This window comes from Hyphomicrobium sp. (assembly GCF_036780825.1).
Classification (GTDB): domain Bacteria; phylum Pseudomonadota; class Alphaproteobacteria; order Rhizobiales; family Hyphomicrobiaceae; genus Hyphomicrobium_C.
The window spans coordinates 26,660-48,596 of sequence record NZ_DAIQCD010000020.1; the positions used below are offsets into that span (position 1 = coordinate 26,660).

Consider the following 21,937-nt stretch of genomic DNA (forward strand, 5'->3'; position numbering starts at 1 on the left):
GGGAGCTTGTGCCATGGTCGCAGATATGAACTTCAAGCGGCGGGCTGACGAGAAAGATCCGAGTTCGGAACCGACTCGTCACGCCGCCACGCGCAACGAACCGGCGCGAGTGGAGATCGGCCTCAACGCCGCCATCGTCGCCGTCATCGATGACGAGCCCGTGGTGCTCGTCATTCGCAGCGAGACCGAACCCGCCGGGATGGACGGATTACCGTTCGGGCCCTTCTCGCCACTCGGGCATCGAACACTCGAAAGAGGCTTGCGTGCCTGGGTTGAAGAGCAAACGGGACTCGGTCTCGGATACGTCGAGCAGCTCTATACGTTCGGAGACCGCGGACGCCATGCGGAGCCGGGAGATGCGGTGCCGCATGTGGTCTCGATCGGATATCTGGCGCTAACGGAAACGGGCCATGCCCGCGATCTCGCGCATGGGACCTGGCGCAGCTGGTACCAATATTTCCCGTGGGAGAACTGGCGCAAAGGAAAGCCGGAGATTCTCGCCAACGAAATCGAGCCGCGGCTCAGGCAATGGGCGGCGAGCCCGACAGCGCGCTCGTCACCCGTGAGGCCGGTGCCGCGCGAGGATCGGATCCGCATCTGCTTCGGCCTCGATGGCGGAGCGTGGGACGAGGAGAAGGTGCTCGACCGGTTCGAGCTTCTCTATGAAGCGGGCCTCGTCGAGGAAGCCCGCCGGGATGGACGCGAAGCGGCAGGCGCCTGGGAGGGACTCCCGCGCCTCGGTACACCGATGAAGTTCGACCACAGGCGCATCCTTGCGACGGCTATCGGCCGGGTGCGCGCGAAGATCAAGTATCGACCCGTCGTCTTCGAACTGATGCCGGACGAGTTCACTCTGTTCGAACTGCAGAAGACGGTGGAGGCGATCCTCGGGCCGCATCTGCACAAGCAGAACTTCCGACGCCTCGTGGAGAGCGCCGGCCTTGTCGAGCCGACCGGCGAGGTCAGGACGCAAACCGGTGGGAGGCCGGCGAAGCTGTTCCGTTTCCGGCGTGAGGTGGTGCTCGAAAGGCCGGCGCCCGGTGTGCGGGTCAAAGCCGTGCGGATGTAATTCACGTTCGAGCAAAAGAAATCGAAGGTGCGGCACAATGATCGTCGCACCTTTTTTTTGGCTTCAACCTGGAAAATCGACGACAGCTCAACTAGATTCTTCTTAGGCGCTCTATACTCGATGCGAGTATAACCGGGGAAACCTATCGGAGCTCCGGAGCGTAAGAATGGGGTGACTGGCGCAGCCAGTATTTTTCAGGGCCGCTATATACTCAGTGGGAGTAGATAGGGCTTGCGGAGGTGACATCATGGCGCTGAGTGCGGCCGGTTCTGTTTTCACTCTGTCCCCCTCCGGGGCGGGCTGCCAGACGCGTACGCCGGACCAGAAGACGGGTGCTTCGCCCATTGCGTTCACGCCGGCGCTGAAGCGCGAGATGGAGCCGCTTTACGAGCGGGTGAAGCATGTCGTGACGCCCATGGAATGGGTGCACTATGCGCCGATCATCAAGGCTATCGGCGAGCTCAAAGCTGAGCGCAACGCCGTGATCCTGGCGCACAACTACATGACGCCCGAGATCTTCCACTGCGTTGGGGATTTCCGCGGAGACAGCCTGCAGCTCGCCAAGGAGGCGGGGCGCACGGAGGCGGACGTTATCGTGCAGGCGGGCGTTCACTTCATGGCCGAGACGTCGAAGCTGCTCAATCCGGACAAGACGGTTCTGATCCCGGATCCGCTTGCCGGCTGCTCTCTCGCGTCGTCGATCACGGCCGAGGATGTGCGCGCGCTGCGTGCTGCCTACCCCGGCGTGCCGATCGTCACGTACGTCAACACGAGCGCGGCGGTGAAGGCGGAATGTGATATCTGCTGCACCTCGTCCAACGCGGTGAAGATCGTCGAGAGTCTCGGCGTGCCGCGTGTGCTGCTGATCCCGGACGAGTATCTCGCGAAGTACGTGCAGACGCAGACGAGCGTCGAGATCATCGCCTGGAAGGGGCGCTGCGAAGTGCACGAGCGCTTCACCGGGGAGGAGATGGAGGCCATGCGCGCGGCCGATCCCGGCCTCAAGATCATCGCCCATCCCGAGTGCCCGCCGGACGTCATCACGGCTTCCGATTTCACGGGCTCGACGGCTGCGATGATCAACTGGGTGAAAACGGAGCGGCCCGAGAAGGTCGTGCTCGTCACCGAGTGCTCGATGGCGTCCAACGTCGCCGCAGAGACACCCGACGTCGAGTTCATCCGCCCCTGCAACCTGTGCCCGCACATGAAGCGCATCAGCCTCGAAAACATCTATGAGGCGCTGCTCTACAACCGCTATGAGGTGACGGTCGATGCGGCTGTCGCGGCTAAGGCGCGCCGCGCGGTGGAGCGCATGGTGGAAGCGTCGGCTTGACGAGGGCGGTCGCTCTCTGCTTCTGACCTGGGCGTGGGCGTCTCCAGGCTTCTCCTGGGGACGCCGCCGGTATCCTGAAGATCGGCCTCCAAAAGGAACGTCCGCCGATGGGCCTCGACCGCACCCGCCGCTTGAGCCGGGGATTTGCCGACCCGGCAAGCGAATTTGCCAACGGCGATGTCGTCATCATCGGCGCCGGCCTTGCCGGTCTCTTCACGGCATTGCGGCTCGCGCCGCTGCCCGTCACGGTGGTCGCCGCGGCGCCGCTGGGCGAGGGTGCATCCAGCGCCTGGGCGCAAGGCGGCATTGCAGCCGCCGTGGGCGAGGGCGATACGCCGGAGCGCCACGCGGCGGATACGATCGCGGCCGGGGCCGGCATTGTCGATGCTCATGTGGCCGAGGTCGTAGCGGCGGAAGCGCCGTCGCGAATTGCGGATCTCTTGCGTTACGGCGTGCCGTTCGACCGGGATCTCGCGGGCCATTTCGTGCTCTCGCGGGAGGCGGCCCATTCCGAGCCGCGGGTCGTGCGCGTCTCCGGTGATCGAGCGGGCGCAGCGATCATGCAGTCCTTGATCGCCGCTGTGCGCGCAACACCGTCGATCCGTGTGCTTGATGGCTACGAGGCGCTGGATCTCATCCTTGACGGCGGCGCGGGCGTAGGTGGGCGCATCAGCGGCGTGCGGCTCGCGCGTACTCACGTAGGCGAGAGCGAAACGTTCGATTTTCTGCCGGCAAGCGCCGTGGTGCTCGCGACCGGCGGGGCCGGCTCGCTTTATTCCGTCACCACGAACCCGGTCTATGCGCGCGGTGAAGCGATTGCATTCGCCGCGCGTGCGGGCGCCGTGATTGCGGATGCGGAGTTCATCCAGTTTCATCCGACGGCGATCGATGCGGGCATCGATCCCGCGCCGCTCGCGTCGGAAGCGCTGCGCGGCGAGGGTGCGGTGCTGATCAATCGCGCGGGCGAACGCTTCATGGTGGCGATCGATCCGGCGGGGGACCTAGCGGCCCGCGATGTCGTGGCGCGGGCGGTGTTCGCCGAGATCAGCGCGGGGCGTGGCGCTTTTCTCGATTGCCGCGCCGCCATCGGAGCCGCGTTTCCGCAGAAGTTCCCGACTGTCGCTGCGCACTGCCGCGCGGCGGGGATTGATCCCGTGCGCGAGCCAATCCCGGTTGCGCCGGCTGCCCACTACCACATGGGCGGCGTGGCGAGCGATCTTTCGGGGCGTACCTCGCTTGAGGGCCTGTGGGCCGTCGGCGAGGTGGCCTCCACGGGCTTGCACGGAGCCAACAGGCTGGCATCGAACTCGCTGCTCGAGGCGGTGGTGCTCGGCGCGCGTGTCGCTGACGACATCCGCCGTCTGGTAACGCCGGCCGTGGCGCATCCGGCCGGGCGCACCTATCGTACGGGAGGCGTGCGTCCGCTCGATGCCGGGCGGCGCGCATCGCTCATCGATCGCCTGCGGAAAACCATGACCACCCATGTTGGCGTGGTGCGCGATGGCGCCGGCCTCGATAAGGCGATTGCTATCGTGCGCGATATCGGCATGGAGGCGGGTGACGACAGAACGGTCGCCAATATGGCGTTGGCGGCGGAGATCATCGGCGGTTCGGCGCTGATGCGCACGGAAAGCCGGGGCGGACACTCGCGGTCCGATTATCCCGATCCTGACCCCGCGCAGCAGTATCGCAGTGCGGTGACGCTCGGCGAGATCCGGGCTATCGGCGCGCATGGCCAGCCCACCGCCATGGGGCCGAACTGCACGGAGCTTTCCCGATGACTGACGTCTCATTCAACGGGGGCCTGCCGCGCCTCCTGACTGCGCGGGCGGTGGAGCAGGCGCTGGCCGAGGATCTCGGTACGCGCGGGGACCTGACGAGCGCTGCCACCGTGCCGGCGCGCGCCATGGCGGTGGCAACCTTCGGAGCCCGCAGCGAGGGCGTCATTGCGGGGCTCGCAGTGGCAGAGGCCGCATTCCACGCCGTCGATCCCCGAGTGGAATTCAAGGCGGAAGTTGACGACGGTGATCGGATCGCGGCAGGCACCATTGTGGCGCGCGTGGCCGGACCGGCGCGGGCGCTGCTCACGGCGGAGCGCGTGGCTCTCAATTTCCTCTGCCATATGAGCGGCATCGCGACGTTGACGCGCCGCTACGTCGATGCGGTCGCCGGCACCTACGCGCGCATCACCGACACGCGCAAGACGACGCCGGGGCTGCGTGCGTTCGAGAAGTATGCGGTGCGCTGCGGGGGCGGCGCGAACCATCGCGCGGGACTCTTCGACGCCATCCTGATCAAGGACAATCACATCATCGCGGCGGGGGGCGTGGCGGCGGCGATTTCAGCAGCGCGCGCCCACGCCGGTCACATGGCGAAAATCGAAGTCGAGGTGGACGATCTCGAGACGCTTGCAACGGTGCTGCGGCATCCTGTGGATGCGGTGCTGCTCGACAATATGGACATTGCGACGCTACGGGGCGCGGTGGAAATCGTCGGGAGACGGACGTTGACGGAAGCATCGGGCGGCGTCACGCTCGAGACGGTGCGTGCGATCGCGGAGACGGGCGTCGATCTCATCTCGGTGGGGGCGCTCACGCATTCCGCGCCGATTCTCGACCTTGGTCTCGATTTCGTTCCCTAGAGACGAAGCACGAAGAAACTGGAACTTCGAGGGCATTTCCCTGCGCGTGCTTGATTTTGCCTCAGTTCCGCACAAGGCTCGGGCTCGGAGCGAAGTGCGGGAAACAATGACGAGGATCAGGCGCGCATGATGACGGTGATCGTGATCTGGGGCGTGGGTGCGATGCTGGCGGCAGCGCTGGCGGGCCTCGTCGCCGGCTGGAAGAACCGCGATTACTCGTTCTGGATGGCGTGGTGTTTCGTGTTGCCGCCGTTGCTCGTGTGGCTTTTCATATTGCCCAAGCGGCAAGGCCCGCGGCCAAGGCGCCCGAGCCTCGATGAACTCGATCGCATGGAAAACCGCGATATGCCGCACTGAACGCAGGCGCGCGTGCTCGGCCGATGTCCGTGCTTGCCGCGTGAAGCGGCGACGGCTTTTTATTCGAGCCGGGAGTGTGGGCGCCGCTACGGCAACGTTACCTTGGCGGTGAAGACGAAGCGCTCGTCGCAGAGGCTTTCCTTCACGCAGAGACCGCCAGTGGTCACGTCGATGTCGCTGTCCCAGTAGCGGAAATCGAAGGTGAATTTCTCCACGGCGAGGCTCAATCCGGCGCTCCAGTACTGGTAATCCTCGGCGCGGGTGCCGCCGGGCGAGAAGCCATCGTTGCGGTCGCCGTAGACCGTGCCCCAGACGCCGCTGATCGCGGGACTGAAGATGCCGACCTGCGGAAGAGCGTAGGAGGCGGCGCTTTCGAGCGTGAAGACTTCGCCAACCTCGCCGCCGTATTCCGGTGCCCAGTAGAACGTCGTGCCGCTCGTCAGGCCTTTGATCCAGGGCGACTCCATGCTGTAGCCGGCTTTGAGCTCGACGTAATTCAGCTCGGCGCCTGCGTCCTTGGCGTTCGGATAGGTGTAGTAGAGAACGCCGAAGTCGAACGTGACCGGACCCCAGAGCGGGCCTGGGCCTAGGGTGGGCTTAATGCCGGCGTAGAGGTCGATTTCCGCATTGGCCGGAGGCGCGCCGTCGAAATCGACATTGGATGCCCAGATGCCGGCGTAGAAGATGCCGTAGGTGAGATCGACCGATCCCTGAGCGGCAGGGTTCTGGTCCGTCTGCGAGATGCCGCGGAAGATGTAATCGCTCGTCGCGCCAAGCGTCACGGAGAGATCGAGCTTGCGGCCTTCAGCAGCGGGAGCATCCTTCACGCTGCCGGGATAGCCATAACCGTCGGCAAGCGCGCCACTAGACAGTGCTGCCAATGCCGAACCCGCGAGCAATGCGCGCGCCGCCACCTTCAACCGCAACATGAACGACCACCCCACGACATGGCCCCTCGTTCGGTTTGAAGGAGGGCACTTTAGAGCTGTTTTGCGCGCCTGGTTGGACACTTGGCTTGCATGGCTTCGCCACGCCCAGTTTCCCCCGTTTCCGGAAGCGCTCAGCGCCGCAGGAAAGCGCAGAGGCGCGGAGGGAGCAAGAGCGAAGCCTCGGTGACAGTGATGACGCCGGGCGGGCGTGTCGCGCGGGCAACGGATGCCTGTGCATTGACGGAGAAAAAGAAAACGGGACCCGTGAGGGCCCCGTCTTGCAAGATCGATCCCGCTGTCGCGATCAGGGCAGCGTGATGCTGGCCGTGAAGACGAAGCGCTCGTCGGCGATGCCGCCGCCGCCCTCGCTGATGTCAGTATCCCAATAGCGGAAGTCAAAGGTGAACTTCTCGACGCCAAGGGAAAAGCCGGCGTTCCAATAGGTGTAGTCACCCTCGGAGAAATCGAGGTTGTCGACATGGCCGACGCCGCCGCTGATGCTCGGATCGAAGATCATGACCTTGGGCAGCGCATAGGAGAGCAGGCCTTCGTAAACGAAGTACTCGCCGGTGTCGTACTGGCCCTCAGGGCTCCAGAACAGGTTGGCGGTGGCCGTCAGCTTGGGCAGGATGTCGCCGCTCACGCCGGCCTTGAGCTCGAGCACGTTCTTGTCGCCCGGTCCGGAGCTAGTCGAGCCCGGATAGGTATAATACAGGACGCCGAAGTCGAACGTAGCCGGGCCGAGCACCGGCTTGATGCCGGCATAAAGATCGATCTCGGCGGCCGAGCCACCGACGAAGTCCTCGTCGACGACGCTGCCCCAGACGCCCGCGTAGAAGATGCCGTAGGTGGCGTCGATGCTGGCCTGGAATGCCGGCTTCTCGTCGGTCTGGCTTACGCCGCGGAACACGTAGTCGCTGGTACCTGTGGCCGTCGCCGACCACTCGAATTTGCGCTCCTCAGCGAGGGCTGCGCCCGAAAGGGTCATGAGGGCGATGCCTGCCGCTCCGACCATCTTGGTGTATTTTTTTGTCATTGTACCTTGAAACCCCCGAATGATCCCGCGTCCCGATTGCTGATGCACCGAACGATCCGGTGCATAAATCCTAGAAATCGCCCCACAGTCCGCACGCTGCACAAATGGTGCGTCGTCTGCAGAGAAGACTGAAAGTGGCTCTCGAGCACAAGCGGAATGAGCGACGAAGCCGCGCCGTCGCGGCCCGGGTGTCTCATCCGTGCAACTCTCGTCGCGGACTGGCCACGTGACGGTCAGAAACGGCTCATTTCCTATGCGTCTGTTGACGGATGGTGAACAAAGATTCTCGCCAGTGCCTACTTGTTGGGCAGGCGGATGAGGCTGGGAATCATTCGAAATCCCCTCTCGATCCGTTTTTGACCCCGGATTGGTGCCCGGCCGGCCGTTCGGCTATTGAAGTGTTTGGCTCCCCATTTATCGCCGATCAGAGATAGGACCCGTAGCTCCATGCCACATGCCCGCGGATCCGCGCCCACCGTGCTCATCACGGGTAGCGCCCGCCGTATCGGACGCGCGATCGCGATCGACCTCGCACAGGCGGGATGGCAGGTCGCTGTGCACTATCGCCGGTCGAGCGACGACGCGGAACGGCTGGTGGACGAGATCCGCGCGGCGGGCGGTGTCGCATCGGCTATCGCCGGTGATCTGGCTTCGCAGGCCGACGTGGAACGGCTCGTTCCCGAATGCCGCCAGGTTCTTGGGGCGCCGGCCTGCCTGATCAACAACGCTTCGGAATTTCTTCTCGATACGGTCGAAACGGTGACGCCGGGGACGTGGGACACGCACCTCGACATCAATCTCAAGGCGCCGGTGTTCCTCGCTCGTGCGATGTTCCTGCAACTCCCCGACGGTGTGCAGGGCAACGTGATCAACATCATCGATCAGAGAGTGTGGAAGCTGACGCCGGATTTCTTCTCCTACACGATCTCGAAAGCCGGCCTCTGGACGGCGACGCGGACGCTGGCGCAAGCGCTGGCGCCGCGCGTGCGCGTCAACGCGATCGGCCCAGGGCCGGTGCTCAAGAGCATCCATCAGACTGATGCGGATTTCGCCCAGGAGGCGCAGTCGACCCTGCTCGGCCATGGCCCGGCACCGGCGGAGATTGCGGCGGCGGTTCGCTTCATCCTCGGCTCGCCGTCGCTCACGGGCCAGATGGTGGCGCTCGATGGCGGGCAGCATCTGACTTGGCGGCAGGCCTGAAGCGTTTTTCAATCCGGCCCGGACCTGGGTTCTGTGCGGAGGCCGGCTCACGTCTCTTGAGGCGAGCCGTCTTGCTGGGGTCAGGCAAAAAAGAGCGCCCGCATTTCAGGCGATCAGGATGCCGAGGCGGTCGAGCCCAAGCTCAGGCCCGCGGATGCGCCATAATTCTTCCCCCTCCTCCCCCCACTGGCGCCGCAAATGTGGGCCAGGGGTAGGGCTCCCGCGGTGGGTCGGCGGTTGGCATTTAAACCAGCTCTTAAGCTTAAGCGTCTAGGAACCTTCGTTCCGAACGCTGGGCGCCAACCTGCAATCAATCAACTCGCGATCCAGTGCATGGGCCGGCGTTGCGACTGTCCACGTCCAGGATGGGCTCGGCCTCTGGCGCCGCGTAAAACCTGAGGTGTCCCATGGCCTGCCGATCTAGGTCGTCCCGCTTCAGCGCTGCCGTTATCGCGCCGCTGCTTTTCATGTCCGGCGCGGCCGGCGCGGCCGAGCTGCCGCCGATCCGAACCGGCGCGGCGAACAACGTTGCGGATTGCGCGACCCCTGGGCGGCTCACGGCCTATCTGCGCGAGCGCAATCCGAAGCTTGATCCGCGCTATGAGGGGCTCGCTGCCGAATACATGCGCCATGGGGAGGCGCTCGGCGTGCGCTGGGATTACGCCTTCTTCCAGATGATCCTCGAGACCGGCTCGCTTGCCTATGGTGGCGACGTGCGCCCCGAGCAGAACAATTTCGCGGGCCTCGGCGCCACGGGACGGGGCGTGCGCGGCGAAAGCTTCAAGGATATCTCGACGGGCGCGCGCGCGCATCTCGAGCACCTTGTCCTTTATTCCGGCGAGACCGTCGAAAATCCGGTTGCCGAGCGCACCCGCAACATTCAGGCATGGGGCGTGCTCACAGATTGGCAGAAGAAGATCAAGCGCCCGATCACGTTCAGCGATCTTGCCAAGAAATGGGCGCCCGGCAGCCGCCGCTATGCGAGCGACATGCAGACCATCGCCCTGCGTTTCTTCGACGGGGCCTGCAAGGAGCCCGATCCGGTGATGGCGGCCGTCGAACGCAAGCCTAAGCAGGATGTGCCCCCCGCAGCGGCGAAGACCGCAAACGCCGCCGGGCTGATGGCGGCGCCGGGTAAAGGCGCGGCGAATGTGGCGGCGTCCGCTGGATCAGGGACTGCGCCGAAGGCGTCCGCGTCAGTGGCTCCCCCGCTAACGGTTCTCAATCCAACTCCGTCCGAGGATGCCAAGGCCGAGGCGGCAGCCGCTGGAAGGGGCTCGGCGAGCGCATCGGCCAAGGGCAGTGCGGATGTCGTTGAGGTTGCGGCCCTTCCGGGCGGGCTTTCGGGCGCTGGCAAGAATGCTGCGCCACAGGCCGAGAAGAAGCCGGAAAAGAACACCGACAAAAAGGATGCGGCGAGCCCCGGCAAGTGCCGTGTCTGGACTGCGAGCTACGGCGGCGCGAAGGCCATCATCATCAAGGCTGAGGCGGACAAGACGGTCAATTACACCGTGCTCGATGTGAATGAAGGCGCCGAAAAGCGCGAGGCGGAGGCCTACATCAACGCCTATGCCAAAGGCGGAAAATCGGTTGGTGAATTCCCGAGCCAGGCGCTGGCGCTTGAGAAGGCATTCGAGCTTTGCCCCGAAGGTTGACGATGGATCAGGCGATGGCCGCGTTTTGCAGCATGATGACATCTCGGGGGGTTGCCGTTCATTGGCGGCGTGTGAGATGGCTGGCGGCTGCGTCGGCCGTCCTGGCGGCAAGCTTGGCCCCTGTGGCCCATGCCGCGCCGTCGCTTCCCGAAATCCGGCTCTCGCCGCGCAACGCGGTGCCGGGCTGCGTTACCCCCGGCCGGCTGATGGCGTTTCTCCAGAAGCGCAACGGCAAGCTCGATTCGCGCTTCCGTGACATTGCCTCGTTCTACAAGCAGCACGGTGAGACTTGGGGCGTACGCTGGGACTATGCCTTTTTCCAGATGGCGCTCGAGACCAACTTCCTCTCCTATCGCCGTCCGAACGGGCGCATGGGTGACGTGGATCCCCGGCAGAATAATTTCGCCGGCATCGGGACGACCGGCGGCGGCGTGCCCGGCGACAGCTTCCCGGACGTTTCGACTGGTGTGCTGGGACAGATCCAGCATCTCGTCGTCTATTCGGGAGAGATGATTCCGAGACCGGTGGCGCCGCGCACGCGGCTCAAGCAGGAGCACATCCTGAGCCGATCGCGGGCGCTCAACCGGCCGGTGCGCTTCTCCGATCTCGCGAAGCGGTGGGCGGCCGATCCCAAGTATGCGGGGTCCATCGAGTGGATTGCCGAGCGGTTCCGTGCGGAGCATTGCAAGGGCCATGCGGAGGAGGTCGAGGTACTTCCGTGGCTGCAGCAGACGGCGCCGCGGTCCGGGGCCGATGCCGGAGGCAGCATCGAGCGTGAGACTCGGCATGCAAAGGCCGGAGAGGCCAACGCACCGGCGAAACCACGGCGGGCGGCTGCGGCTCCCCAGAGGGCTGCGACACGGTTGGCAGCACCTTCCGCGGCGCCTGCCGTCGCGGATGCGAAGCTCACGGCGGCCTCTGAACAACATCATTCAGCCGCGCAGAGCGCGAGCCCTGGCATGAGGCCCGAGACCGAAACCGGATCCCGCTTTGCACTGTTCAATCCGCCTGCCGGGCTTGCCGATGCGGCGACAGACGGCGCAGACCAGGATGCGGAAGCGCCGACCGTTGTCGCGGGCGCTTCCGTCGGTGGGTTTCTTCTGTCCGACAAGCCAGCTTTTCGGCCGCCCTCGGGGCTTGGTGTGAAGCCCGGGCGCTGCATCGTCGAAACGGCGCGCTATGGCGGCGAGACGACTGTGCTCGTCAAATCGCCCCAGGGGGCGGACGTTCATTACATCGCGCTCTCGGTTCTGGATGGTTTCGAGGAGAGCATGACCAAGAGCTTCCTCGCTTCACGTCCGGAAGGGAGCGAGGTGATGGGCACATTTGCGTCACCTGACGCCGCACTCACCAAGGCGCGGACGCTCTGTCCGGAGTGACAGGCGCGCATGGGCGCATCAGCCGTTCATGGGGGATACGTGCGTGAATCCCAGCCTGCGCCGGGATGACGTTATTTTTGGGGGGCGCATCCTACCCACCAATAGTTCGTCGGTAGCGGGGCGCTATGCGCACGGCGTGATGGCCGGCTAGAGCGCGTCACTCTTATCGGAATCGGATTGCGCGACGTGAACGCGCTCTAAGTTTTTATTTGAGAGACGGATTCACGTTCTCGGTGAATGCGTCCGCATCCACCGAGAACGATCAGGCTCTAAGCTACGGCGCCGGCGCGAGATACTTGAGGGCGGCCGACGAGACGGCGCCACCGACGACGCACGGAATGCCCGCAGCCACAACACCGCCGGCCGCTGCGCCGACGCATCCGAGCGCCAGGGCCGTCTGGCCGACCTGACCCCACCAGGCGAAATTGCGCGATTTCAGCGAGCCCTTGGTCTTCAACTCTTCGATGGCGGCGAGGGCATCCTTTCGGATCTTGCCGGTCTCGAACGTCTCGGCGGCCTCAATCACCTCGCGCAAAGGCTTCCTCACCGCGGCCGGCTGCGTGTTCATCTCCTCGGACAGGATGTCCAGCAGGTCCTTCTCGCGGGACGCATTGCTGGCGAGCGTCCACTTGGCCATTGAGCCGATAGTCAGCTTCTCGACGTCGTTCTGATCCAGGGAAAGCGCCAGCGCGCCGACGATGCGATGGATCGGCTCGCGGTAGCCGGTGGCGTAATAGTAGCCCCATAGTGCGTCGACGACGTAGGCTCCCTCGTCGACGGGCAGCTCGGCCAGCGTTTTGCCGTCGCCGTAGAGGTACTTGCGGATCAGAACCTGGCGTGCGGGCATGCGCTCGACGAATTTCTCCAAAAGGACCTTCCAGTCCGGCAGGCCCGAATAGGCGATGGCGCGGATCAGGACTACCTGATCCTCGGGCGGCAGCGGGAAGATGCGGGAGACGAGAAGCTCGGCGCGGTCGGGGTTCGCGCCCAGCACGCCGCCGGTGAAGCCGATGTAGACGCCGGCCGATTCGAGATCGCGGAAGAGCCCGAGGTCGCCCATCGCGCGCACCAGTTCGGGCAGGCGCTCCGGATCGGGAGCGGTGCGATAGTCGTTGATCCATTTGAGCACGTGCTCGGACTTCGTGAACTCGGGCGCCGGCGGTTTCCGGGCTTTCTCACGGGCCAAGGCGGGAACCAGCGCGAGGACGAACAGGAGAAGGGTGGTCAGGAAACGCATGAGGCCGTTACCTCCGGATACGCCGTACGCGAGGAAGGCGGGTTTGCGAGCATGCTCTGATCGGGCCAAGGGCCGCGAAGTCCTGGGCGGTTTTGTGGCGGAGAGCGGGGACCGTTCGACGCCATCCGCTTGACGGCGCGGCCGGGGCCGCCAATGTTCGGGCCATGTCCACCCCCCCGAACAAACTTGGCGAGCCGGCCCCATCCGCTCAGGCCGACATGCCCGCTTCGCCCCAGTCGCAAGAGAAGGAGCCCAAGCGCGCCACCGGCCCCGAGGTCATCGCCGGGTATCTGAAGACGCTCGGCGCGGGGCCGGGTGTCTATCGCATGCTCGATGCGGCGGGCACCGTCATCTATGTGGGCAAGGCGCGCAATCTCAAGGCGCGCGTGCAGAACTATACGCGGCTTGCCGGGCAGCCGAACCGCACGCTGCGCATGATCCAGGCGACGGCCTCCATGGAATTCGTGTCGGTGCGGACCGAGGCTGAGGCCCTGCTTCTCGAAGCGAACCTCATCAAGCGTTTCCGCCCGCGCTTCAACGTCACGCTGCGGGACGACAAGTCGTTTCCCTACATTCTCATCCGCCGCGATCAGGGGGCGCCGCAAATCCTCAAGCACCGCGGCGCGCGCACGATCAAGGGCGAATACTTCGGCCCGTTCGCCTCTGCCGGAGCCGTGAACCGCGCCATCAACATGCTGGAGCGCGCCTTTCTCCTGCGCTCGTGCTCGGATTCGGTTTACGAGAGCCGCACGCGGCCGTGCCTGCTCTACCAGATCAAGCGCTGCTCGGCGCCGTGCACGGGCGAGATCAGCCTCGAGGATTACGGCGCGCTCGTGGACGAGGCGGTGCGCTTCCTCAGGGGCGAGAGCCAGTCAGTGCGCGAGATGTATCAGAGGCTGATGGAGGAGGCGGCGGAAAAGCTCGAGTTCGAGCGTGCGGCGCGGTTCCGCAACCGTCTCTGGGCACTGGCGCACGTCACGGCCGAGCAGGCGATCAACCCTGACGGCGTCGAGGAGGCGGACGTGTTCGCCGCTTTCCAGGAAGGCGGGCAGACCTGCATCCAGGTGTTTTTCTTCCGCGTCGGCCAGAACTGGGGCAACCGGGCCTACTATCCGAAGGCCGACCGCTCGCTCGCGGTTGAGGAGGTGCTCGACAGCTTCGTGGCGCAGTTCTACGACGACAAGCCGGTGCCGCGGCTGATCCTCATCTCGCATGACATCGCCAATCACGCGCTTCTGGAGGAAGCGCTCAGCATTAAAGCCGAGCGCAAGGTCGAGATCCGGATGCCGCAGCGTGGCGTCAAGTCGAGCCTCGTCGAGCACGCGCTGACTAATGCGCGCGAGGCGCTCGGGCGCAAGCTGGCGGAGACGTCATCGCAGCGCATCCTGCTGGCTGCCCTTGGCGAGCGCTTCTCTCTCCCGCGGCCGCCGCGCCGCGTCGAGGTGTTCGACAACAGCCACATTATGGGCACCAACGCGGTCGGCGCCATGATCGTCGCCGGGCCGGAGGGCTTCGCCAAGAGTGCCTACCGCAAGTTCAATATCCGCTCGACGACGCTGACGCCGGGGGACGACTACGCGATGATGCGCGAGGTGCTCGAGCGGCGCTTCCGCAGGCTGGCCGAGGAGGAGGCTGAGGCGCCTCGGGATACGCCGGCGGATGCCCTGTGGGAGCATGTGGCTGCAGAGGAGGGGGAAGCCCGGGAGGAGGACGAGACGCCGGACATCGGTGACGCTCTGCCCGATCGGCCGGATCTCGTGCTCGTGGATGGGGGCGCGGGGCAGCTCACGATCGCGCGCGAGGTGCTGGCGGAGCTCGGGCTGAGTGATATTGCCGTCGTGGGCGTCGCCAAAGGGCCGGACAGGGATGCGGGGCGCGAGCATTTCCACGTGCCGGGCCGGGCCTCGTTCATGCTCGAGCCGCGCGATCCGGTGCTCTACTTCGTGCAACGGCTTCGCGACGAAGCGCACCGCTTCGCCATCGGCACGCACCGGGCAAGGCGTTCGAAAGCGCTCGGGGCCAATCCGCTCGATGAGATTCCGGGCATCGGGCCCATGCGCAAACGGGCGCTCATGAAGCACTTCGGATCGGCCAAGGCGATCTCTCGCGCCGGTGTCGACGATCTTGCGGCCGTTACCGGTATTTCCCAGGAGATGGCCAGAAAGATTTACGATTTCTTTCACGAGCGGCGCATTTGAAGCGCGCTTCGTGGCCGCCCGTGGGAGGAGCCTAGGCGTGAAGCGCGCCTGCGGCTCTCTGTCTGATTTTTTATATATAGGATGGACTTCCGCTCGTTTTCTCAAATCTTTTATAAACCACTGCCTCCCATATTCAGCGTGCAGAAATTGAAGGCTGGGCTCTGTCGAGCCTGGTGTCGCCCGTGTCTGGGTTTGAGGGGGTCTGTTCATGCGTACGGGCAGAGATTTGCAGAGCGGTACTGGCGTAGACGTTCTCGAGGTCGGGACGCGGCCATCGCGTGGGGCCTCGACGCCGTGCGCCAAGCAGAACGGCAAGAGCGCAAAACCGAAGAAGCAAGCGTCGCCGGCACCTGCCCCTACGGCTACCGAAACGCCCGCGCCCGGCTCTCTGCCGGTGCTCTACATGCTTTCGCCGCAGAAGTTCATGAGCCCGTTCGATTGCAACATGGCCCTCGATTCTGGCTACAAGGTCGTGCTGCCGTACGACGGGGTCGAGGTCGGCGATGTGGGCGCCCTCGTGCAGGATGCGATCTTTTCGCGACCGCCCAAGGCCAATACGGGCATCTTCATCGGCGGCAAGGATATCAAGGTCGCGCTCGACATGATGGCCGCGGCGCGGGCTGCCATGGTGCCGCCGTTCGAGGTTTCCGTGTTCGCCGATCCGGGCGGCTCGTTCACGACGGCGGCGGCGATGGTGGCCTCCGTTGAGCGTGTTCTGCATACGAGTTTCGGCCGCGGCCTGAAGGGGCTCCGCCTCTCCGTGTTCGGGGCCATGGGTGTCGTCGGCTTCGCCTCGGCGGTCATCGCAGCAGAGCAGGGCGCCAAAGTGCGCATCGTCGCCCATGACGATATGGCGCCCCTGGTTGCGCTGGCGGCGTGGGCCAAGACGCGCTTCGGCGTCACGCTCGAGCCGGTGGCTGGGCAGACGGATGCTCTCAAGGCCAAGATCCTCGCCACCTCGGATGCGGCTTTCACGGCAGGGCCGGCGGGCGTTAACATCTTGCCGCGCCGGATGATCGGGCGCGTGCCGCGGCTTCTCGTGGTGGCGGATGTCAATGCGGTTGCGCCCTACGGCATCGAGGGGATGGACCTGTTCATGAACGGCGTGCCGCTGCCGGGATGCAGCACGCTGGGCGTCGGCGCGCTTGCCATCGGCGACGTGAAATATAAGACCCAGGCTGGACTGTTCCGCCGGATGCGCGGCGCTTCGGAGCCGCTCGACCTCGATTTCCGTGATGCCTTCGTTCTGGCGCGGGAGATCGTGGCGGAGCCGCGTACGGGAGAGATCGTGGCGGAGCCGCGTGGGGGAGAGCTCGTGGCCGAACCGCGTTCGAAAAACCGGACGAAGCCGCGTTCAGCAAAAACTCCGGCGGGGGTGCATCCAGTCGCGCGCGCCGCAAAGCGGCGTGCTCCAAACAAGCAGCGTCGGCGCGCCACCGCCTGAGAAGCACAAGAATAAAAAGAGCGGAGCAAGAGCTTTGGCTCCGGCTCCGCTCCGCTGGCGCTCGAATTCCACTTACGCGGCTACAATCCGAGCGCTGCCGTCTGGCAGACGAAGACGCACAACTCACATCTACTGCCAGGCGTTTCTGGGCCAGGCGTTTCTGAGCCAGCACCATAAGATGCCGCTAATTGCTCCTTATGCTCCATAATTTGGCGAGGAACAAGCTCGGGCGGTGGTTTAGCCTCCGGTCGAGACCGGTTTCCAGTCTTGTCGGCAGGCCTAGAGGGTCTTCCCCATTGACTGGCGTATGCGGCAATGGTGTTACCTAGGTGTCATGCATGCGCCCATTCCCAACAGGCGGCACGCGATCAGCCTGCCGAACGTGCTCACGTACGCGAGGATCGCCGCCGTCCCGGCGCTCGCAGCGTGCCTTCTCCATGTCGAAGGCGACGGGGGACGCTGGGCCGCCTTCTGGCTTTTCGTCGGGGCGGCGATAACGGACTGGCTCGACGGCTACCTTGCGAGGCGGCTGGAGCAGCAGTCCAACCTCGGGCGGATGCTGGATCCGATCGCGGACAAGCTGATCGTCGGGGCGGCGCTGCTCCTGCTTGTCCACGACGGAACAGTCGGGGGCGTATCGATCTGGGCAACGATCATCATCCTTTGCCGGGAGATCCTCGTCTCGGGCCTTCGCGAGTTCCTGGCGGAGCTCAACGTCAAGGTGCATGTGACGGCCCTCGCCAAATGGAAGACAGCCGCGCAGATGGTGGCGCTTGCGGTGCTGATCGCAGGGCCGGCCGGCGATCGGATCCTGCCTGGCATCTCGACGATCGGAATTGGCCTGCTCTGGCTCGCTGCTGTGCTTACGCTTTGGACCGGCTATGATTATCTCAAGGCTGGTATCCGCCACGCAATGGAGGTCGAGGGTCATGGTCGATGATGGGCTGGTGAAAGCGGCTGTTGGGGCGCGGGATGCGGAGCTGAAGCTCAGCGTGCGCTATTTCGCCTGGGTGCGCGAGAAAGTGGGCCGCGCCGAGGAGACGGTCACGGTGCCGTCGGGGGTCGCTACGGTCCGGGATCTGGTGGGCTGGCTCGCGGCGCGCGGGCCTGAGTATGCAGAGGCGTTCCGGCGCCCGGATGTGGTGCGGGCCGCCCTGGATCAGGTACACGTAAAGCCGTCGCAGCCGATTGGGTCGGCGCGCGAGGTGGCATTCTTCCCTCCGGTGACGGGAGGCTAGAGCCTCACGTCGAACCTGTCCAAGGCACTGATTTCTCAATTCTTTATGTCCGAAAAAGTCGGACCGCTGCTTTCGGGACGAGGCTCAGGGAGACGCGTCAATGACAGTGCGGGTGCAACGCGAACCGTTCGACGCTGCGGCGGAGCTGCAGGCGCTCACGGCGGGGCGCACCGATGTGGGTGGCGTCGTGACGTTTACGGGCCTCGTTCGCGGAGAGGCAGAGGGCAAGGCGCTTCAGTCTCTCACGCTCGAGCACTATCCGGACATGACGGAAGCTGAGCTCGCACGCATCGAGACAGAGGCACGGGAGCGGTTCGACCTGTTGGATGTGCTGGTCGTCCATCGCTATGGCGAGCTTAGGCCCGGGGACCTCATTGTCCTGGTCATCACGCTCTCGGCGCACCGGCAGGCAGCTTTCGCTGCGGCCGAGTTCCTGATGGACTACCTCAAGTCTCACGCGCCTTTCTGGAAAAAGGAAGCATTCGCCGACGGCAGCGAGACCTGGGTCGACGCGCGTGTGACGGACGAGGCGGCTCTCGCCCGCTGGCGGAGCCGGTAACACATAAATAACTGTAAAGACTCTATGAGTGCGCGTTGTTAACTGGTTGATTTAATTTTGATTTTTTCCGAATCGCGTATCGGTTCCGCCCCGGCGTAAAGAAAAGATTAACCTTTACCGCTCCATAACAGTGCCCGAGGGCGTCCTGCAAAACGCCATCATTTGCGGTTACTTACTGACCGTCCCGGCAAAGGACAGTGTTGCGTAGACGGGGGTCACACAACGATGACGATCGGGCTTTTGCAGCGCCGCCCGCTGCAATTCATTTGTGCGCTTTTCGCACTGTCCTTACCGCTCGCGGCGTTTGCGAGCGAAGGAGCCCGGGTGCAGACCGTAAAGGTCACCCCGCCGGCCAAGCCAAAGGCGGCCGTTAAAACGACCGGATCTCTGGGAACCGCAGCCAAGGCCAAGGCTGCTCCTGAGCGCGCTCCCGCGCCTGCCGCCACGCTTGGCGGTGACGTGTCTCACACGCGCTTTCTCATCGGACTTCCGAAGAAGGCCGAGTTCCGCGTGTTCTCCCTCAACAATCCCCACCGCGTGATCGTCGATATTTCGGAGACGGCGCTTCGCCTGCCGCCGCAGCCGGAAGAGAACATCGCGGTCGGGCTCGTGAAGGCCTTCCATGCTGGCCGCTCAGCGCCCGGCAAATCCCGTGTCGTGATCGAGGTGATCCGCCCCGTCATCGTCGAGGATGCCGCCATCGTGCCCTCCGAGAACGGGAAGGGCCATCGCCTGGTGCTCGATATCGTGCCAGTTTCGCCGGCCCACGCCGGGGCCAAGAAGCCGCTCAAGACAGCGGCGCTGTCGTCGCTCGGCGCCTTCGACGTGCAGCCGCCGCTGCCTTCTCCGGCCGTCAGGCCCGACGAGATGGCGGCGCGCGCCTTCAAGCCGATCATCGTCATCGATCCCGGTCACGGCGGCCATGACTCGGGCGCCATGAAGAACGGCATCGTCGAGAAGGAAGTCGTCCTCGCCTTCAGCCTCAAGCTCAAGGAGAAGCTCGAGCAGACCGGCCGCTACAAGGTGCTGATGACGCGGGACAAGGACGTCTTCGTCGAGCTCGATAAGCGCAAGGAATATGCCGAGAGGCACAAGGCCAACCTGTTCATTGCCGTGCACGCCGACTACGCGGGCAAGAATTCCCGGGCGCGCGGCGCGACCATCTACTCGCTGCGGGAATCGGTCGCTAATGCGCTGCAACGCTCGGCCAAGGGCGAGGTCAAGAGCGCCGTGTTGAGCAAGGAAGAGGCTGAGGCGGTGAAGCAGGCCAGCGTCGGCAACGATCTCTCGGCCGTGCGGAGCATTCTGGCTGATCTTGCAGGGCGCGAGGTGGAGGCGACCCAGGAGCGCACGAGCGTGTTCACGCGCTCGGTGATCGAGTACATGGGCACGAGCACGGAGCTGCGGGCGAAGCCGGATCAGCAGGCGGCTTTCCGTGTTCTCAAGACGGCGCAGTTTCCGTCGGTGCTGATCGAGCTTGCCTACGTCACCAACAAGCAGGACGCCAAGCTGTTGCAGTCCGACGCGTGGCGGGACAAGGTTTCGGATTCGATCATGACGGCGGTTGACAACTACTTCAGCAACCAGATCGCACGCCTGCCGATGTAGTCGCGAGGTTCACCGCCGTGCTCCTTCGCGTCTTCGCGACATTTCGGGACCTGATAGCGGAGGGTCTGGAATCCCCGTCCTGACCTCGCCCACAAGGGGGAGGAACGAACCCTCGCAGCCGCCAAAGTGCTTCCGGAAAAGTGGGCACCGGTTTTCCGAGAGAAGCACGATCTGAACAAAGTGCTTCCGGAAAAGTGGGCACAGGTCAATCGCGAAGCCGTCCGGATAAAGTGCCCTGAATAAGATGCGCAATCGGACCAGAGTGCAAAAAGGCCGGCCCTTGAGGCCGGCCTTTGCGTTTCCTGGCCGGCTGCGGGTCGCACGCCCCGCCGGCAGAGCTCAGTCAGGATCTACTTGGAGGATACAGGGGTTTGCGGGGCCATAGGAGTATGAGGTTCCAGTCGATATCGTGCCGAAGCTCACGGGATTGGGCGGAACTCTCTGGTCGAGAGGTTTCGATGGACCACTGACGAAGGTGCTTCAGCATGGTGCACTCCATCTTCGAGTTGGTGCCGCGGCCGAACCCTTAGCGATCCGCGCAGCATCAGCCGCAGTCCGCCTTCCTCTGTGCGAGGACTGGCGAAGAGGCGAGGCAATGGTGCTGGCGGGGCTTGGGTGTGTGCGGCGATCCTGGACGGACGCTGGCGGTGCAGGCGCGCCGTTGGATTGCTTCGATCGGCAGCTCCGTCCCCGGGTGCCGTGCATTCCGCTGGGCGTGATGACCGTGTGATCGGTCCGAGTTGGCTCAGAGTGCTCAAGGACGCTTGTCCCAAGGCTCTGACGCATGCACCGGTTGATGCAGACCGGCTTGCCGTTGGGCTTGCAGGCCTGGCGAGGCAATCTTCCCCCACATCCAAAAGCCTAAACGATTCGACGGATGCGAAAATGACGTTCGCTCAATAATCGTGCGCCCGTGGCCGGCGCGACTCAGTCTTCGGGATAGACGGCGGACTCGTCTGCCGGCTCAGGCTTTCCGTTGGCACCGCAGTGGCTGAAGAGGGAGCTGATACACGTCCACGTCTTGCCGGCGACGCTGCCGAGAGCCGTGCCGGCATTGCCGATCTGCTCGCCCGCCATTTTGGCGGTGCCGCCGATCGCTTCGCCCGCTTTCTTCAAGCCCTGTTTGGAGGATTTTACCGTTTCGCCCGCGAGTTCCTCCACCGTGCTCGGCACCTTGGAAGACGGTTTCGCCGCTGCGTGATGTGGGGTCTCTTCGTCGTCGGCATCGTGCGCGGGCGGCAGAGGCGTGGGAGAGTCGGCCGCTTGAGAGGGAGGCGGCGCGTGATCTGCTCGATTCCCGGGCCGGTCTACGGAAGCTGTCAGGCCGGGGCATGGGAACGGCGCGCCGCGCGAGGCGGAGCAGCTTTGATGGCCGCCTCGCTTGGCCATTTCGGAGATGCAATGGAGGGTGGCGCGCGGATCATTGCCGGGGCCGTCGCCTGTTCCCTCGACGACGCACCGGTACATGGCGGGCGGGCCCTCGCACGTGACGCAGTATTCCAACGCGACGGCAGCGTCCGCGGCCGCAAGAACGAAAAAAAGGCCAGCAACGGCGTATATCCGCTTCTGCATCCTCGACCTTCCTCCGTTGATGCCAATCCGCACTCCCGGCTCCCTGCAGCAGCCATGCGGTTTTCTATCAACCGTCTATCATCTGCGGCCGGCGCTTTCGACTGCACGCATGCTCCGGGCGTGCGGCGAGGCTCCGATTGTCTGGCGCTCTTTGCACTATAGGGCCCACCTCATGACCTCAATGCAATGGGCCTCTTGCTCCTCCGCCAAGAAAGACGAGGCGCTTGCATCGAGAAGGAGCGGTGTTGATCGGCCGGATGCCCACGGTGATTGCTTAGGCTCCACTATCAACGACACGCAGCGGGAATGGGGCCGTTTTGAGGATAGGCCGCGAGAGAGCGAGTGCTTGCCAACAGGAGGGGCCACATCTATACGGGTGCTTCGCGCGCTGGAGACGTGGCCGAGAGGCTGAAGGCGGCGGTTTGCTAAATCGTTATACCCCCAAAGGGTATCAGGGGTTCGAATCCCCTCGTCTCCGCCAA

18 protein-coding genes and 1 tRNA gene are annotated in these 21,937 nt (G+C 64.5%); 15 read left to right on the forward strand and 4 right to left on the reverse strand.

Annotation, left to right across the window (positions count from 1 at the left end; genetic code table 11):
• The first annotated feature begins 13 nt into the window (after positions 1-13).
• The 5 genes from V7P99_RS09800 to V7P99_RS09820 all read left to right on the forward strand — a co-directional run bounded on the left by V7P99_RS09800 (position 14) and on the right by V7P99_RS09820 (position 5,400).
• Positions 14-1,069, forward strand: a complete 1,056-nt coding sequence (locus V7P99_RS09800) for an NUDIX hydrolase (protein WP_333794630.1) — start codon at positions 14-16, stop codon at positions 1,067-1,069.
• 247 nt (positions 1,070-1,316) lie between these two features.
• Positions 1,317-2,402, forward strand: a complete 1,086-nt coding sequence (gene nadA, locus V7P99_RS09805) for a quinolinate synthase NadA (protein WP_333794631.1) — start codon at positions 1,317-1,319, stop codon at positions 2,400-2,402.
• A gap of 107 nt (positions 2,403-2,509) precedes the next feature.
• A complete protein-coding gene (locus tag V7P99_RS09810) occupies positions 2,510-4,183 on the forward strand; it encodes an L-aspartate oxidase (RefSeq protein ID WP_333794632.1) in 1,674 nt (557 codons plus the stop codon).
• Complete coding sequence (gene nadC / locus V7P99_RS09815) at positions 4,180-5,043, forward strand: carboxylating nicotinate-nucleotide diphosphorylase (RefSeq protein WP_333794633.1); 864 nt, start codon at positions 4,180-4,182, stop codon at positions 5,041-5,043. Before V7P99_RS09810 ends, nadC begins: the two co-directional genes overlap by 4 nt.
• 126 nt (positions 5,044-5,169) lie before the next feature.
• Positions 5,170-5,400: a hypothetical protein gene (locus tag V7P99_RS09820; protein ID WP_333794634.1), complete on the forward strand. Its 231-nt coding sequence runs from the start codon at positions 5,170-5,172 to the stop codon at positions 5,398-5,400.
• A gap of 86 nt (positions 5,401-5,486) precedes the next feature.
• Here V7P99_RS09820 and V7P99_RS09825 read toward each other — a convergent pair whose 3' ends face one another.
• Both V7P99_RS09825 and V7P99_RS09830 read right to left on the reverse strand, forming a co-directional pair.
• Positions 5,487-6,329, reverse strand: a complete 843-nt coding sequence (locus V7P99_RS09825; RefSeq protein WP_333794635.1) for a TorF family putative porin — start codon at positions 6,327-6,329, stop codon at positions 5,487-5,489.
• A 304-nt stretch (positions 6,330-6,633) separates the two neighbouring features.
• The gene (locus V7P99_RS09830) at positions 6,634-7,365 is read right to left on the reverse strand and encodes a TorF family putative porin (RefSeq protein WP_333794636.1); all 732 of its coding nucleotides are present in this window, start codon (positions 7,363-7,365) and stop codon (positions 6,634-6,636) included.
• A gap of 447 nt (positions 7,366-7,812) precedes the next feature.
• Between V7P99_RS09830 and V7P99_RS09835 the strand changes: the two genes are divergently transcribed.
• The 3 genes from V7P99_RS09835 to V7P99_RS09845 all read left to right on the forward strand — a co-directional run bounded on the left by V7P99_RS09835 (position 7,813) and on the right by V7P99_RS09845 (position 11,599).
• Positions 7,813-8,565, forward strand: coding sequence for an SDR family oxidoreductase (locus tag V7P99_RS09835; protein ID WP_333794637.1), 753 nt, complete (start codon positions 7,813-7,815; stop codon positions 8,563-8,565).
• Positions 8,566-8,972: 407 nt separating this feature from the next.
• Positions 8,973-10,220 carry a glucosaminidase domain-containing protein gene (locus tag V7P99_RS09840; RefSeq protein WP_333794638.1) on the forward strand — a complete coding sequence of 416 codons (1,248 nt, stop codon included), beginning with the start codon at positions 8,973-8,975 and terminating at the stop codon, positions 10,218-10,220.
• Between the two features lie 32 nt (positions 10,221-10,252).
• Complete coding sequence (locus tag V7P99_RS09845; RefSeq protein WP_333794639.1) at positions 10,253-11,599, forward strand: glucosaminidase domain-containing protein; 1,347 nt, start codon at positions 10,253-10,255, stop codon at positions 11,597-11,599.
• 274 nt (positions 11,600-11,873) lie between these two features.
• On the opposite strand, the gene V7P99_RS09850 is transcribed toward V7P99_RS09845, so the two are convergent.
• The gene (locus tag V7P99_RS09850; protein WP_333794640.1) at positions 11,874-12,836 is read right to left on the reverse strand and encodes a hypothetical protein; all 963 of its coding nucleotides are present in this window, start codon (positions 12,834-12,836) and stop codon (positions 11,874-11,876) included.
• Positions 12,837-13,054: 218 nt separating this feature from the next.
• Between V7P99_RS09850 and uvrC the strand changes: the two genes are divergently transcribed.
• The 6 genes from uvrC (at position 13,055) to V7P99_RS09880 (ending at position 19,883) form a co-directional block, all read left to right on the forward strand.
• The gene (gene uvrC, locus V7P99_RS09855; protein WP_333794649.1) at positions 13,055-15,034 is read left to right on the forward strand and encodes an excinuclease ABC subunit UvrC; all 1,980 of its coding nucleotides are present in this window, start codon (positions 13,055-13,057) and stop codon (positions 15,032-15,034) included.
• Between the two features lie 208 nt (positions 15,035-15,242).
• Positions 15,243-16,478: an NAD(P)-dependent methylenetetrahydromethanopterin dehydrogenase gene (locus V7P99_RS09860; RefSeq protein ID WP_333794641.1), complete on the forward strand. Its 1,236-nt coding sequence runs from the start codon at positions 15,243-15,245 to the stop codon at positions 16,476-16,478.
• Positions 16,479-16,812: 334 nt separating this feature from the next.
• A complete protein-coding gene (gene pgsA, locus V7P99_RS09865; RefSeq protein ID WP_333794642.1) occupies positions 16,813-17,418 on the forward strand; it encodes a CDP-diacylglycerol--glycerol-3-phosphate 3-phosphatidyltransferase in 606 nt (201 codons plus the stop codon).
• On the forward strand, positions 17,408-17,716 hold the full coding sequence (gene moaD / locus V7P99_RS09870) for a molybdopterin converting factor subunit 1 (RefSeq protein ID WP_333794643.1): 309 nt from the start codon (positions 17,408-17,410) through the stop codon (positions 17,714-17,716). The genes pgsA and moaD overlap by 11 nt, the downstream gene beginning before the upstream one ends.
• Positions 17,717-17,816: 100 nt before the next feature.
• Positions 17,817-18,275, forward strand: coding sequence for a molybdenum cofactor biosynthesis protein MoaE (locus V7P99_RS09875; RefSeq protein ID WP_333794644.1), 459 nt, complete (start codon positions 17,817-17,819; stop codon positions 18,273-18,275).
• Positions 18,276-18,599: 324 nt separating this feature from the next.
• A complete protein-coding gene (locus V7P99_RS09880; RefSeq protein WP_333794645.1) occupies positions 18,600-19,883 on the forward strand; it encodes an N-acetylmuramoyl-L-alanine amidase in 1,284 nt (427 codons plus the stop codon).
• A gap of 927 nt (positions 19,884-20,810) precedes the next feature.
• Here the strand turns inward: V7P99_RS09880 and V7P99_RS09885 are convergent.
• Positions 20,811-21,455, reverse strand: a complete 645-nt coding sequence (locus V7P99_RS09885) for a hypothetical protein (RefSeq protein ID WP_333794646.1) — start codon at positions 21,453-21,455, stop codon at positions 20,811-20,813.
• A 390-nt stretch (positions 21,456-21,845) separates the two neighbouring features.
• Between V7P99_RS09885 and V7P99_RS09890 the strand changes: the two genes are divergently transcribed.
• A tRNA-Ser gene (locus tag V7P99_RS09890) sits at positions 21,846-21,936 on the forward strand.
• The last annotated feature ends 1 nt before the right edge of the window (position 21,937 follow it).